The following is a 14,321-nucleotide window of genomic DNA, read 5'->3' on the forward strand; positions in this document are numbered from 1 at the left end:
ATTTCAAAGTTGATTAAGCCGCTTTTGCCAATTTTTGCGCCTCAAGCGCACGCACCAATGGCAATACTTTGTCGCCAAAATAAGCCACTTCTTCCTGAAAGTGCAAAAAGCCGGATAAGATCAAATCAACGCCAACGGCTTTCAACGCAACAATGCGCTCAGCAATCTGTTGTGGCGTGCCAATCAGATTAGTTTTAAAGCCATCGTTGTATTGCACCAGGTCTTCAAAGGTCGATTTCGCCCAGTTACCTTCTTTTTCCGGGCTGGCAGCGCCTGCGTTTTTCACTTCATGGCCAAAGGCATTCACCGCCTCCGGGTTGGCCTTGGCAATGATCTCTGCCAGCACCGCTTTGGCTTCTTCTTCGGTGTCGCGCGCAATCACAAAGGCATTGACACCGATTTTGACGCTGTGATTATTAGCTGCCGCCTTGGCACGAATATCATCCACTTGCGCCTTGATGCCCTCAACCGTATTGCCATTGGTGAAATACCAGTCAGACACGCTGGCCGCCATATCGCGCGCCGCCCGTGAGCTACCGCCCTGGAAGATTTCCGGGTGCGGCTGCTGCAATGGTTTCGGTTTCAGCGTGTAATTGCTAAAACGATAGAAATCGCCACGGTAGGTAAAATTATCCTGCGTCCAGATGCCTTTGAGCGCCTCAATAAACTCTTTAGAGCGGCGATAGCGCTCATCATGGTCGAGCCAATGCTCACCGATGGCGGTAAACTCGCCACGAAACCAGCCAGACACAATATTGACCGCCACACGGCCTTCGGTCAGCAGATCAATCGTCGCCAGTTGCTTGGCGGCCAGCACCGGGTTCCACGGACCAGGCAAAATCGCCGCAATCACTTTTAACTTGGTGGTTGCTGCTAATAAAGCATGCGAAAAAGACACAGACTCATGCTGAAACTCCGCACCATAGCCCGCAGTAAAACGAATCTGGCTCAAGGCATACTCAAACCCTGCGTTCTCGGCAATTTGTGCTAATTTACGGTTGTAGTCGATATCCCAGCTGGTGCGCTGCTCGATATTGCTCACTACCAGGCCGCCACTGACGTTAGGCACCCAATAGGCAAATTTAATGTTTTCTGTATTCATGTTTATTCTCCAAATAGTCGCTTGGCTTATACCGCCAGCAAACGGTCTTTATTAATCAGCTCGCGATGTTTGAGCAAAGGCAGGGCACGCTCGACGGCCAACGCGATACGCGCAGTGACGGCCTCACTTTTCACCTGGTAATTTTCAAAGTCTGCTTCGGTGGCGTACACACCAATCGGCAAGGTCAGCGCCTGAAAGAAGCTAAACAAAGGCCTTAACTCGTGATCAATAATCAAGGCATGGCGTTCACTGCCACCGGTCGCAGCCAGTAGCACAGGCACATCGACCAGCGCTTCATAGTCAACCAAGTCAAACAGGTGTTTGAACAAACCGGTATAAGACGCGCGGTAAACCGGCGTTGCCACCACTAGCAGGTCGGCTGTTTCAATCGCCTGAATATCTTTTTGCACGTTGAGCGGCAGCGCTTTGGGGTCGTAAGACGCGACCAGGCTGCTGCTTATTTCACTTAACTCGATCAGGTGCAGATCAATAGGCAATTGCTTACCCAACTGCTGGGTGATTGCCTCCACCAGCGCAGCAGTTCTGGAAGGCAATTTATAACTACCGGACACGGCAGTGACTTTTAACGGACGGCTCATCATGACTCCTAATTAAGGGTGCTGCTGCCGCTTTGTGTGTTCAATCGCAGGCAGACCAGCGCACTGATATACATAGCAGCATCCATGCCAGATAACATTACCTATAAATTTCAATCACTTAGGTGTTTTTTGGCGCGATTTATCCTGTTGAATTCAAGCTAGTTTTGCTGATGCACTGCTGCTATATCAGCAACTTCTCTCAAAAAGCAGCAGACGAGTTTGCATTTCACCTGCTAGTGATGGCTTGCATCTGCTGATTAATCAGCAGTCATTCAGCAGAAAACTGTTTCTATAGAGGCGGGGGCATCATCAAGTTTTTACATTCACATTTAAATTCAAATACTTAGCACTTGGCATATTAAATGCAATGTAGCAATGTCACGCGCAATTGCTTTTTGAGAGAGCACAGCGCATTTATTCCCAACGTTTATTTGATAAGGATTCAATATGACTGCACATGCAAGCAAGATTGCGCATTTGCCTAATCACCAGCCGCGCCAGCCGGCACACATCATCACCAGCGATGCCGAGGCGATTACCGTGGCCAAACAAGTCGCCAGTGAAATCGCTAAAGAAGCGGTGATCCGCGACCAGCAAAGACGTTTGCCGCGCCAAGAGCTGGATTTATTCTCTAGCAGCGGCTTATGGGGCATTACCGTGCCTAAAGAATATGGCGGCGCGTTTGTGTCGAACAAAACCTTGGCCGAAGTGATTGCCACGGTGGCCGAAGCCGACCCTAGCATCGGCCAGATTCCGCAAAACCATTTATATATGGTGGAAGGTCTGCGCCTGGACGGCACCGAGTTTCAAAAGAAATACTTTTATGAGCTGGTGCTGCAAGGCGTGCGCTTTGGCAATGCCTTCTCTGAAATCGGCACCCGTAGCGTCAATGACGTCAAAACCAAACTCACACCGACCAACAGTGGCTATTTTTTAAATGGCAAAAAATTCTATTCTTCTGGCGCCTTGCTGGCAGACTGGGTGCCAGTGGTAGCCAAAGATGAGCACGACAATACCGTGGTGGCGTTTGTCCCGGCCGGTGCCGAAGGCCTGACCATCATTGACGACTGGTCCAGCTTTGGCCAACGCACCACCGCCAGCGGCACCACCATTCTGGAAAATATTTTTGTGCCTAGCGAGTATGTGTTGCCGCACCATTTGGCCTTTGACCGACCGACCGCCATGGGCCCGGTGGCCCAAATTATCCAGGCCGCCGTCGACACTGGCATTGCCCGCGCAGCCTTTAAAGATACGCTGCACTTTGTGCGCAATTACACGCGCCCTTGGATCGATACCGAGCTCGAGCATGGTTACGAAGACCCACACACCATTAAAGACATCGGTGATTTACAGATTCGCCTGCATGCGACAGAGGCTTTGTTGGCGCGCGCGGGTGAATACATTGACGAAGCGCAGCGCAACCCGAACGAAGACACCGTGGCAGAAGCGTCTATTGCGGTGGCCGAAGCCAAAGTGCTGAGCACAGAAACTGCCTTGCTGGCGGGTAGCAAGTTATTTGAACTGGCCGGGACCCGCTCTACGCTGGGTGAATACAACCTTGACCGCCACTGGCGCAATGCGCGCACGCATACGCTGCATGACCCGGTACGCTGGAAGTATCACGCAGTGGGTAATTACAGTTTGAACAACGTGAAACCACCGCGTCACCCTTGGATTTAAGCGCTAAATGATCTGATAAAAGCCCTCGCAAGAGGGCTTTTTGTTGAGCGGTCACCTCTTTTTCACTAAACGCACAAAAATAAGACGCAGCCTAAAAAAAACCATCCCAAGTTTCAAGCGTTCCTGACCTCAGCCTATCTATTGGCCGCTCCTTGAGCATATAAATTCTATTTGACAGATTCTAAAAATCAGAACATCATAAAACCATGATTAATTCATTTGCATGCGACGAGACAGAAGCATTATTCAATAGTCAGAACGTGCCTAGATTTAAAAATATAGAGCGTGTCGCCAGAAGAAAACTTCTTCAACTACATGCCACAGTGTCACTCAACAACCTCAAGATCCCGCCGGGCAACCACCTCGAAGCCTTAAAAAGTGACCGCTTAGGGCAACATAGCATACGCATTAATGACCAATGGCGGCTGTGTTTTGTATGGCGTGATGACGGTGCTCACGATGTTGAAATCGTGGATTACCACTAAACTTAAGGAGTAAATAATGACCGAACTACTTGAAGAAATTCATCCGGGCGAAATTCTACTGGAAGAGTTTATGAAACCGATGGGAATTACCGCGAGGCAACTCTCAGCAGATATTGACGTACCGCCGAGTCGCATTAGTGACATCGTGAACGGCATCCGCCCCATTAGCGCAGACACAGCCTTAAGGTTAGGCTTGTTTTTTGACATGGAGCCACGCTACTGGTTAAACCTGCAAACCGAATACGACATGCGCACCACAGTACGCGAATTGATGCCAAAAATTGCGCCTAGAGTGAGGGTGTTTAAAACCAATCGTGTCTAAAGCTTTGATTTTTCTGTACGAACTGGTGCACTGGAAGTTGCAAAATAAAACTATTACGAGAGTGAAAACGGATGGCGACAATAAAGCGGCTAGTCCTACAAAATTTCAAGCGGTTTAAAGAACTTGATCTAGAGTTTGATCCCGAGCTAACTATTCTGGTTGGTGGCAATGAAGCAGGCAAAAGCTCTGTTCTCCAAGCTATCGATATCGTATTAAGTGCAAGCCGGAGCAAGGTGGAAGCGTTGGGTCTCGATACTATCTTCAATGCACAGTGCATCGCTGAATTCCTTCATAGCGATAGAAAAATCGAAGACCTCCCAGAGCTCTTGATTGAAGTGTACTTAGATGGAATTGATGATCGCCACGATCTAGATGGCCGAAACAACAGCATGGACACTGGTTACCTCGGTATAAAGATGATCTGCAAACCTTTTGATGAATACACTAATGAAATGAAGACTATTTTGGAAGAGGACCATGATAGCTTTCCTTTCGAGTATTACGGTATACATTTTTTGACGTTTACTGACGAAGTCATCATTCCTTACAAGAAGCCGCTCAAGCACCTGCTCATCGACAGCTCCCAGATTAACAATGAGTATGCAACGCGAGAGTACTCCCGTTCCATGTACTCCGCTCATACCACAGTTGTCCAGCGCAATTTTCACGGCTTCGAATACCGTAGGGCTAAATCTGCATTCAAAGAGAAAGTCTTCAAGGAAGTAAATGATACTCTGGACACCTATAAATTTGATATACGCACTAGTCCCAAAGCAAGTGTCGAAACAGATGTGATCATCACAGAGGGAGATATTCCGATCGACAGCAAAGGGAAGGGCCGCCAGTGTTTCATCAAGACAGAATTCGCCTTACGTAACAGCAAACAAACTCTAGATGTCCTTCTGCTTGAAGAGCCTGAGAACCATCTAAGTCATATCCATATGAATAAGCTTATTGAACGCATCAGGGAATCTGTCAGTAAGCAGCTCTTTATCGCCACTCACAGCAGCTTCATTGCAACACGACTGAATCTCAAAAAGGTGCTGATATTGAGCGAGCACAATCCGTCCAAACCTGCATCACTCAAAAATTTAGGGCAGAAGACTGCCAACTTCTTCATGAAGGCTCCTGACAATAATGTACTTGAGCTTGCGCTTAGCAAGAAAGTAATCTTAGTAGAGGGCGATGCTGAGTTCATTCTTTTAGAAGCGCTTTACAATATTTCTGCAGATGGTGCCAGCCTCAACGCAGATGGCATTCATGTCATCTCTGTCGATGGCACAAGCTTTAAACGCTACCTCGAACTAGCTAACTTACTCGGAATCAAAGTCGCTGTGATTCGTGATAACGATGGTGACTACCAGTTAAATTGCGTTGATAACTATGCCGATTGTATATCAGCGTCCATAAAAGTTTTTGCAGATTCCGACAATACCCGGCACACATTCGAAGTATGCATGTATGAAGACAACAAGACTATTTGCGACAATCTCTTTCAGGCGGGCCGTAAGACGCTGCCCGTTATGGAATACATGCTGAAGAACAAGACGGAAGCTGCATTTCAATTACTTGAGCAAAAAAGCAGCGAGCTTGCCGTACCAAAATATATCCAGCAGGCAACAGCATGGATAAGAGCGTAGTCCTCGCTGTTGCGGGTTCAGGAAAGTCAACCAGCCTCATTTCTAAACTTAATGACGAGCAACGGTTCCTACTTGTAACGTATACAGAGTCTAATCACGAGAATCTGCGTAGCAAGATTATCCAGAAATTTGGCTACTTTCCTCCGAATATTACGTTATATACCTACTTCAGGTTCCTGCATGGTTTCTGTTACCGGCCATTCCTTCGGACAAAGAAAAAAACGAAAGGTGTGACTTTTAATCTGCCGCCGACATTTCCATTGTATAAGTTGACTGACGACAGGCGCTTCATGACATCTGATCGCCGACTATATGCAAATCGACTCGCCAACTTCATCATGCAGTGCAATTTAATTGACGATGTTGTAGCACGGATGGAGAAATATTTTGATGCCTTTTTCGTTGACGAAGTCCAAGATTTTGCAGGCCATGACTTCAACTTTCTGTTGGCAATCAGCGCGGCCAATCTTCAAACTACCTTTGTGGGCGACTTTTTCCAACACACGTTTGACACCAGTCGCGACGGGAATGTTAACGCCGGACTGCATGATGACCTCGAGGCGTACAAAACCAGATTCACTGCTGCCAAATTTCAAATCGACACATGTAGCCTTAAAAAGAGCCATCGATGCAGCAAAAGCGTCTGCCAATTCATCACAGATAAGATCGGTATCTTGATTGAAGCTGAAGATGATCGAGAAACCGTTATCAAATTCGAGAGTAACCCTGTGGAGGTGTTCGCTCTTTATAACGATCCGAGGATAGTGAAACTGTTTTATCAGGAGCACTATAAATACGCCTGTTACTCTCAAAATTGGGGAGCCTCGAAGGGCGTTGATCAATATCAGGACGTCTGTGTGGTTTTGAATAAATCTAACGTAGAAGCTTGGCAGAATGGGAGCTTTGTGAACATAAACACAGCAACTCGCAACAAGCTGTATGTTGCCTGCTCTAGGGCAAGAGGAAATTTAACATTTGTCCCTGAGAGTCTCCTTAAGCCTTACAAGCGAATTTAGCATGTGTGGTGGCTATACCAAATATGATCGTCAAGTCTCCTATAGTTTATCGTAAAGAGACTGCACTCCTACAGACACCCTTAGATTGCGAGCGCCCTAATGCCAACTCAACTACCATACACCATGGCCGCATCCAGCAATCGGCTTTGCTGACGAAACAACGGCACTGGTGATGTCTCGCTGCGCTGGCGCGCGCGGTAGGCGATCATATCGGCAATGGTGATGATGGTTAAACCATGTCGTTTGGCAAATTTGAATAAGTCTGGGCGTCTGGCCATGCTGCCATCGTCATTAACGATTTCGCATAACACGCCCACCGGTTGCAAGCCCGCCATCGCAGCCAGGTCGTGTGCTGCCTCAGTATGACCGGGACGTTCCAGCACCCCGCCACGGCGCGCGCGTAGCGGGAAAATATGGCCGGGCCGGTGAAAGTCATCCGCCTGGCTATCAGGGTCGGCCAGCTTGCGTAGCGTGAGCGCACGATCTGCTGCAGAAATGCCGCTGGTGGTGCCGTATTTGTAATCGACGCTCACCGTGAAAGCTGTCCTGAACGGGTCAGCATTGTGCGTCACCATTTGTGGTAACTCGAGCGCCTGCAAGCGTGGCGTGGGCATGCCCACGCAGACCAGACCGCTACTATGCCTCACCAGAAACGCCATTTTCTCGGTTGTGATTTTCTCGGCGGCGATAATCAAATCGCCTTCGTTTTCGCGGTCGGTATCATCCACCACAATCACAAATTCGCCATTAGCAATGGCTTCGATCGCATCGGTGACTGCATCAAATTGTTCTGCTTTTTGTAACATACTGCTTCCTTAAACACACTAAACGCTGAGGTTTAACAACCGTGCGGCGTTTTGATAAAACACTTTGTCCAGCACTGCCTCTTTAAAACCAAGCGCCGCGAAGTCATTAATGGTTTGCTGCATAGGCCTGAATGGGTAAGAGGTGCCGAACAACAACTGGTCGCCCAAAAACTGGTTGGCTGCTTGCACATACAACTCGGCACCGGGCTGGAAGATATACATATCGGGCACTAAATACAGGTTGGGATAACGCAAAGCGGCGCCGACAATTTCGTTTACAAACGGGTAATAGCCGTGAAAACAAATAATGTTTAAGTTGGGGTATTTTCTCGCCAGCCTCGCCACCGCATTCGGGTGCGCATAGTCTAAATCTGGCGTAGTCGGGCCAGACATCACGCACACCGGCACCTTGTATTGCTGGCACGCCTCATATACCGGGTCAAAAATGGGGTCATCTACATGACGTGCAGGCTGGCCAAAACCGGGCTCGATATTAATCGCTTTGAATCCATAATGATTCACGGCTTTTTCAATCGCCGCCAACGCACTTTCCACGCCACGCGTTTCAATATCCACCGAGCCTAAGCCCACTAACTTGGGGCTGTGTTTGACCAAGTCGGCAATTTGCTGGTCGTTTATGGTTAAATCGGGCGTTTCCCGCCCAACCACCACGGCGAAATCAATGCCTGCGGCGTCAATCTCCTGCAAATAGCCTTCTACGGTATAGCTGCGGCGAAAATGTTCAGGCTCTAGCGAGCCAACGCGCTGATTGAGCCATTTAGCAGTCTCGTAGGATGGCGTATCAGGCGTCGCGCCAAAAAAGTCATGCAAAAAAGCAGGACGGTTGCGTAGGTCAATGATCTTTTGTTTCATATACTTTCTTTAATAATGGCAGTTCGCACACGCAGTGAGTGATCACCTTGCTAGGCATAAAAGCTGGGGGTTGGGTACTGCCCGTTGAGCGCCCAATCGCCTAAGTCCTTGAGTTTGTAATCGACAGGATCATGCAGCGTGTAGACGCGCAAATTACGCCAGAATCTATCCATGCGTAGCTTGGCAGTGGTGGCACGGGCGCCAGCCACTTCAAAAATACGCGTGGTCACATCGAGCCCGGCCCGCGTCGCATTCACTTTGGCTGAAAATACCGCGAGTGCCAGTTCGCCGCGGGTGTGTTCATCCAGGCCCAAGCTTTGCTGCCAGGCATGATCGAGCAAGCCTGCCGCATGGTCAGCCAATACGGCCGAGGCATGCAAACTGGCCCAAAACTCGCCGTAATGCAGCAAGGTAAACGGGTCCTCATGGATGGTTTGTGCCAATGAGCCTGACCACACCCGGCTACTGCTACGCGTATATTTCGCGCCTTCGTGCAATGCGCCTTCGGCAATACCAAGGTAGATATTGGTAAAAATCAATTGCGCCACCAATGATCGTAAACTGGCAAACGGCGAGCTTAGCGGGCCTGGGTTCATCAGCAACTCATGTTCATCTACCCGCAGTTGGGTAAACTCGGCGCTACCGCTATCGGTCTGGCGCTGGCCGATATTGTCCCAGTCGCCATTGAGGTGAATACCGGCACGGTTAGTCGGCACGGCAGCCACCAAAAACCTGCCAGTGCCTTCTTCAATCGCCGACACAATCAGATAGTCAGAATCCATGGCGCCGGAGCAAAAGCTTTTTTGCCCGCTAAATACATAGCCGCCAGCCACTTTGCGTGCAATGGTGCGGTTATCCAGCGGGTTCAAGGCATTGCCCCACCAGATATTCTGTTCAGCCGTCAGACGAAAGTAATGCTGCCATTGCGCCTCATCGCCATATAAACGTATGGAGGCCAGCATCAAAAACTGGAAGGCGAATACCTGCGCAATCGAGCTATCTACGCGTGCGATCTGGCGGATGATGCTATAGATTTCCTGCCAATTGCCGCCTGCGCCACCATCGGCTTTTGCAATCAGCAACTTGAGCAAGCCACTATCGCGCACGGCTTGCCGCTGCTCGTAAGGGGTGCCGCCTGCGGCATCGCGTTCAATCGCGGTTTGCGCCAGGTAATCGCACAATTGCCGGGTGATCTCTTGCGGTGTACCGTTAAATACAATGCCGTGTGTTGCTTCAACGTCTTTTAGACGTGAACTTAGTGCCAGTGTCATCTCGCCCTCCTATGCCGCATGCTTGACCGGTTTGGCTGCGCCAAACGGGCCTGTCATATTGGTATTGATGCTGACCTCTGCATCGGCCTGCTGCTTGAGCGGCAACAACGGGAATAACAACTCAGCCACGCGGTACGACTCCTCCAGATGCGGATAGCCAGAGAAAATAAAGTAATCAATGCCCAATGCCTGATATTCTTTAATGCGCTCAGCCACTTCTTGTGGATTACCCACCAGCGCAGTGCCTGCACCGCCACGCACCAGGCCCACCCCGGCCCATAAGTTAGGCGAGACTTCCAGTTGGTCGCGGCGACCATGATGCAGGGCTGTCATGCGCTTTTGCGCTACTGAGTCAAAATTGGCTACTGCGGCCTGCGCGGCAGCAATGGTTTCGTCAGTCACATGTGAAATCAGTTCGTCAGCGGCCTGCCAGGCTTGTTCAGTGGTTTCGCGCACAATCACATGCAGGCGGATGCCAAAGCGGATGCTGCGCCCCTGTTTGGCGGCCGCTTCCCGAATCACGCGGACTTTTTCAGCCACCGCTGCTGGTGGCTCGCCCCAGGTTAAATGCACATCAATATGCTTGCTACTCAGCTCGATGGCCGCGTCTGAGGCACCGCCAATGAATAATGGTGGATAAGGCTTTTGCAAACTGCCGGTGGGCAGGCTGGCGCCTTTGACACGCAAATATTCGCCCTCATAATCCACAGCGTCTTCAGTCAGTACCGCGCGCCAGATAGACAGAAACTCTTCGGCCTCAGCATAGCGTGCATCGTGTGCTAAAAAACTGCCTTCTGCCTGCTGCTCGGCCGGATCACCACCCGCCACCACATTAATCAGCAAACGACCACCGGAAATCCGATCCAGCGTCGAAGCCATGCGCGCAGACACCACCGGCGAAACAAATCCTGGGCGAGTCGCCACCAGAAACTTGAGCTGTTTGGTTTCATTGATTAAGGCAGAAGAAATCACCCAGGCATCTTCGCAGGAGCGTCCAGACGGCACCAAAACGCCGCCATAGCCCAGGCGATCTGCTGCCTGCGCAATTTGCTTTAAGTAAGAAAGTGTTGCCGGTCTGGCACCTTTGCTGGTGCCAAGGTAACGCTGGTCACCGTGCGTGGGTAAAAACCAGAAGATTTCCATGAGATTGCTTTCCTTTTTATGCTTACCACTAATGGCATACCTGATGGCAGGCAGCCGGTAACTAAGCAATTGCAAAGAGCATGCCATAAATAAAATCAATTAAATTCATGCACTTATAAACCAATCAAGACGCATTGCTGAATAATCAGCATCTTTTCTGCGAGTGCTGCTGAATCAGCAGCAGGTGTGCTGACTCAGCAGCAACAGGAAGATGGGCGCATTTATATAGCTATCAAACAAGATTGCTATCTGCTAAATAAAACTCACTTCAAGCATATGATTAATAAAGATTATTTATTTACCAGCCATCTAACATCCGGGGTAAAAACCACGATTCACAGCGTGTACCAGAGTTGGCATAGAACATGCTGAACCATTAAGCATATGTAACTAGATGGATATTACTTTTGAATATAAATACTTTTGCAATCCCGCCTACCGCCCGCCTCAATGAAGGCCAGCATGCACTGGCTGTTGCCAAGCAGTTGGCAGAGTCATTCTCACTCACAGCAGTAGAGCGGGATCACTTGGGCGGCACGCCGAAACTGGAACGGGATGCGCTGAGAAACAGCGGCTTATTGTCGTTAATCATTCCGCGCCAATACGGTGGCTATGGCGCCAACTGGCAGGAAACATTGCAGGTTGTACGCGAGTTTGCCAAAGTGGATAGCTCGATTGCGCACGTGTATGGCTTTCAGCACCTAATGCTGGCCACCGTGCGGCTGTTTTCACGGCCCGACCAGTGGGAGCGCTGGTACGAACAAACCGCGCAACTTAACTGGTTTTGGGGCAATGCGCTCAACCCGCTGGATGAGCGCACGGTGTGCAAAAGTTATAGCCATTGGCATGAGTTTTCGGGCAAAAAGAGCTTTTGCTCTGGCGCGCTGGACTCAGAAATGCTGATTGCCTCGGCTATTAAAAAAACGGATGGGCAGCTGGTGATTGCCGCCATCCCTACCCTGCGCACCGGCATTACTATTCTGGATGACTGGGATAATATCGGCCAGCGCCAGACGGATAGCGGTAGCGTGAATTTTGAAAAAGTGCGGGTAGAAGAAAACGAGCTGCTCACCGAACCAGGGCCCCTTAGCAACCCGTTTGCCTGCCTGCGGCCGTTGATCGCGCAACTGATTCTGACCAATATCTATTTAGGCATTGCCGAAGGTGCTTTTAACGACGCACAACACTACACCCTGCGCGAAGCCCGGCCGTGGAAAAATGCCAATGTTGATACGACCAGCCAGGACCCTTACATTCTTGCCCATTATGGTGAGTTTTGGGTGGGCTTGGAGGCGACGCGTGCGCTCACCAATCAGGCGGCAGAAAAGCTGGATGCCGCCTGGGCCAAAGGCTTAAGCCTGACAGAAGAAGATCGCGGCCTGCTGGCCACCAGTATCAGCGCCGCCAAAGTGCTGGCCACCCGCACCGGGCTGGACCTCACCAGCCGCATGTTTGAGGTCGCAGGCTCCAGAGCAACGCATGCCGGGCTGCGACTAGACAGGCATTGGCGCAACCTGAGAACGCATACCTTGCACGATCCACTAGATTACAAAATTAAGGAGCTGGGTGAATGGGCGCTGACTGGCAGCTTTCCTCACCCTACATTTTACTCATGAATATTATGGACAAATTTATCGAGCATCTGGATCAGGGCAATGACGGGGATTATCGCGACAATGAAAAAAACCTGCTGACGCTGCCCAATTCCCGCACGCTGACCACCTCTATTCGCGCGACCGCGCAAGTGTTTGAGGACCCTAAATCCATCGCCCTGCTCAGCCGTATCCAGCAAATTGCGCCCAGTGATGCCAATGTGCTGATCATCGGTGAAACTGGCACGGGCAAAGAGCTGATTGCACGCCATGTGCATGCCTTAAGCAACCGTAAAGGCAAGCCGTTTGTCGCTGTTAACTGCGGCGCTTTTTCTGACACATTAGTAGAAAGCGAATTGTTCGGCCATGAAAAAGGCGCATTTACCGGCGCATTTGTCGCCAAGGCAGGCTGGTTTGAAGCGGCCAACGGCGGTACTTTATTTTTGGATGAAATAGGCGATTTGCCTCTGGGCATACAGGTAAAACTGCTACGCGTGCTACAAGAACGCGAAGTGGTGCGCCTGGGCGCCAGAAAGGCGACCCCGATTGATGTCAGATTAGTCGCCGCCACCAATGTTCGCCTTGAAGAGGCGGTGCAGGCAGGCAACTTTCGTGAAGATTTATTTTACCGCTTGCGCGTCGCCCACCTGGAGTTACCGACCTTAAGAAACCGCCCCGGTGATATTTTGCCGCTGGCCGAATACTTTGTCGGCGAATATACGCGCCGGCTGGGCTACGCAGATAGCCGCCTGGATGACACCGCCAAACAAAAGCTGATACAGCACAGCTGGCCAGGCAATATCCGCGAGCTGGAGAATGTGATTCACCACTCGCTGCTCATTTGCCGCAATAACCTGGTGCGTAGCGAAGACTTACACTTATCGTCTATTTCACTGCACCGCCCCAAACAGGAGCAAGCACAACAAGCAGGCAGCCATGCACCTGACCTATTGGAAGAAGCGTTGCAGCAGCTGTTTGAATCCGACAAAGCGCAGTTATACGATTATGTTGAAGATGCCTTGGTGCGCGCGGCTTATCAGCATTGCCATCATAACCAGGTGCAAACTGCAAAACTGCTGGGCCTGAGCCGCAACGTACTGCGTGCCAAGCTGATTAAAATGGGAGCGATTAATGCCCTCAAGTAACCTGGCTTTCAAATCAAACCCCGTCTCCTTGCAGGCGCTCATTTCGCCACAGGCCAGTACCAACCTGCCCACCGAATATGGCACCTACCGCCTGCATGCATTTAAAGATAGTCGCACAGGCATTGAGCATATCGCGCTGGTGCTTGGCGACGTATCTGGACAGTCTAACGTACTCACCCGCGTGCACTCAGAGTGCCTGACCGGCGACGTGTTTGGCTCACAACGCTGCGATTGCGGCGAGCAGTTCAAACAGGCGCAACGCCTGATACAGCAGCAAGGCAGTGGCGTGATTGTGTATTTACGCGGCCAAGAAGGGCGCGGCATTGGCCTGAGCAACAAAATACGTGCTTATACTTTGCAAGAGCAAGGGTTGGACACTGTGGAGGCAAACCTTGCATTGGGGCTGCCCGTAGACCAGCGTGAATACGATATTGCGGTTGGCATCCTGCAACATTTGCAGGTTGCCTCCATACGCTTACTCAGCAACAACCCCGACAAATCTGCCGCCCTCAATGCCTGGGGCTTGGTCGTTGCAGAAGTGGTTGCGCTTGAAATTGAAAGCAACCCACAAAATGCACACTACCTGGCAACCAAAAAACACAAATTAGGCCACCAGCTTGCACTGGTTGCAGATCATCTCAGCTAGC

At 50.4% G+C, this 14,321-nt stretch carries 14 protein-coding genes; 8 read left to right on the forward strand and 6 right to left on the reverse strand.

Annotated features, from left to right (window positions below):
• Positions 1-13: 13 nt before the first annotated feature.
• Positions 14-1,102: a dimethylsulfone monooxygenase SfnG gene (gene sfnG / locus METH5_RS0105320; RefSeq protein ID WP_029147530.1), complete on the reverse strand. Its 1,089-nt coding sequence runs from the start codon at positions 1,100-1,102 to the stop codon at positions 14-16.
• A 26-nt stretch (positions 1,103-1,128) separates the two neighbouring features.
• On the reverse strand, positions 1,129-1,704 hold the full coding sequence (gene msuE / locus METH5_RS0105325; protein WP_232410955.1) for an FMN reductase: 576 nt from the start codon (positions 1,702-1,704) through the stop codon (positions 1,129-1,131).
• Positions 1,705-2,148: 444 nt separating this feature from the next.
• Here msuE and METH5_RS0105335 point away from each other — a divergent pair, with 444 nt between their 5' ends.
• The 5 genes from METH5_RS0105335 to METH5_RS0105355 all read left to right on the forward strand — a co-directional run bounded on the left by METH5_RS0105335 (position 2,149) and on the right by METH5_RS0105355 (position 6,844).
• A complete protein-coding gene (locus METH5_RS0105335) occupies positions 2,149-3,381 on the forward strand; it encodes an SfnB family sulfur acquisition oxidoreductase (RefSeq protein WP_036307624.1) in 1,233 nt (410 codons plus the stop codon).
• A gap of 206 nt (positions 3,382-3,587) precedes the next feature.
• Positions 3,588-3,866, forward strand: a complete 279-nt coding sequence (locus METH5_RS0105340; protein ID WP_029147533.1) for a type II toxin-antitoxin system RelE/ParE family toxin — start codon at positions 3,588-3,590, stop codon at positions 3,864-3,866.
• A 16-nt stretch (positions 3,867-3,882) separates the two neighbouring features.
• Positions 3,883-4,188, forward strand: coding sequence for a HigA family addiction module antitoxin (locus METH5_RS0105345; protein WP_029147534.1), 306 nt, complete (start codon positions 3,883-3,885; stop codon positions 4,186-4,188).
• 71 nt (positions 4,189-4,259) lie between these two features.
• Complete coding sequence (locus METH5_RS0105350; protein ID WP_029147535.1) at positions 4,260-5,828, forward strand: ATP-dependent endonuclease; 1,569 nt, start codon at positions 4,260-4,262, stop codon at positions 5,826-5,828.
• Positions 5,813-6,844 (forward strand): helicase UvrD, encoded by a 1,032-nt coding sequence (locus tag METH5_RS0105355; protein WP_029147536.1) that lies wholly within the window; start codon positions 5,813-5,815, stop codon positions 6,842-6,844. The genes METH5_RS0105350 and METH5_RS0105355 overlap by 16 nt, the downstream gene beginning before the upstream one ends.
• Before the next feature lie 107 nt (positions 6,845-6,951).
• Here the strand turns inward: METH5_RS0105355 and ribB are convergent, their stop codons facing one another.
• The 4 genes from ribB to ssuD are packed head-to-tail and all read right to left on the reverse strand — an operon-like array spanning position 6,952 to position 10,937.
• Positions 6,952-7,650: a 3,4-dihydroxy-2-butanone-4-phosphate synthase gene (gene ribB, locus METH5_RS14760; protein WP_081726706.1), complete on the reverse strand. Its 699-nt coding sequence runs from the start codon at positions 7,648-7,650 to the stop codon at positions 6,952-6,954.
• A gap of 18 nt (positions 7,651-7,668) precedes the next feature.
• Positions 7,669-8,523, reverse strand: coding sequence for an amidohydrolase family protein (locus METH5_RS0105365; RefSeq protein WP_029147537.1), 855 nt, complete (start codon positions 8,521-8,523; stop codon positions 7,669-7,671).
• A gap of 50 nt (positions 8,524-8,573) precedes the next feature.
• On the reverse strand, positions 8,574-9,794 hold the full coding sequence (locus tag METH5_RS0105370) for an acyl-CoA dehydrogenase family protein (protein WP_036307628.1): 1,221 nt from the start codon (positions 9,792-9,794) through the stop codon (positions 8,574-8,576).
• 9 nt (positions 9,795-9,803) lie between these two features.
• A complete protein-coding gene (ssuD, locus tag METH5_RS0105375; protein ID WP_029147539.1) occupies positions 9,804-10,937 on the reverse strand; it encodes an FMNH2-dependent alkanesulfonate monooxygenase in 1,134 nt (377 codons plus the stop codon).
• A gap of 407 nt (positions 10,938-11,344) precedes the next feature.
• On the opposite strand from ssuD, the gene METH5_RS0105380 reads away from it, so the two are divergent.
• From METH5_RS0105380 to ribA, 3 genes are read left to right on the forward strand one after another with little or no spacing between them, the layout of a single operon-like run.
• Entirely contained in the window at positions 11,345-12,553 is a 1,209-nt protein-coding gene (locus METH5_RS0105380; protein WP_036307630.1) for an acyl-CoA dehydrogenase family protein, read from the forward strand.
• Positions 12,554-12,558: 5 nt separating this feature from the next.
• Positions 12,559-13,674 (forward strand): sigma-54-dependent Fis family transcriptional regulator, encoded by a 1,116-nt coding sequence (locus METH5_RS0105385; protein ID WP_029147541.1) that lies wholly within the window; start codon positions 12,559-12,561, stop codon positions 13,672-13,674.
• Positions 13,661-14,320: a GTP cyclohydrolase II gene (gene ribA, locus METH5_RS0105390; protein WP_036307633.1), complete on the forward strand. Its 660-nt coding sequence runs from the start codon at positions 13,661-13,663 to the stop codon at positions 14,318-14,320. Before METH5_RS0105385 ends, ribA begins: the two co-directional genes overlap by 14 nt.
• Position 14,321: the final 1 nt, after the last annotated feature.

This window comes from Methylophilus sp. 5 (assembly GCF_000515275.1).
GTDB lineage: Bacteria > Pseudomonadota > Gammaproteobacteria > Burkholderiales > Methylophilaceae > Methylophilus.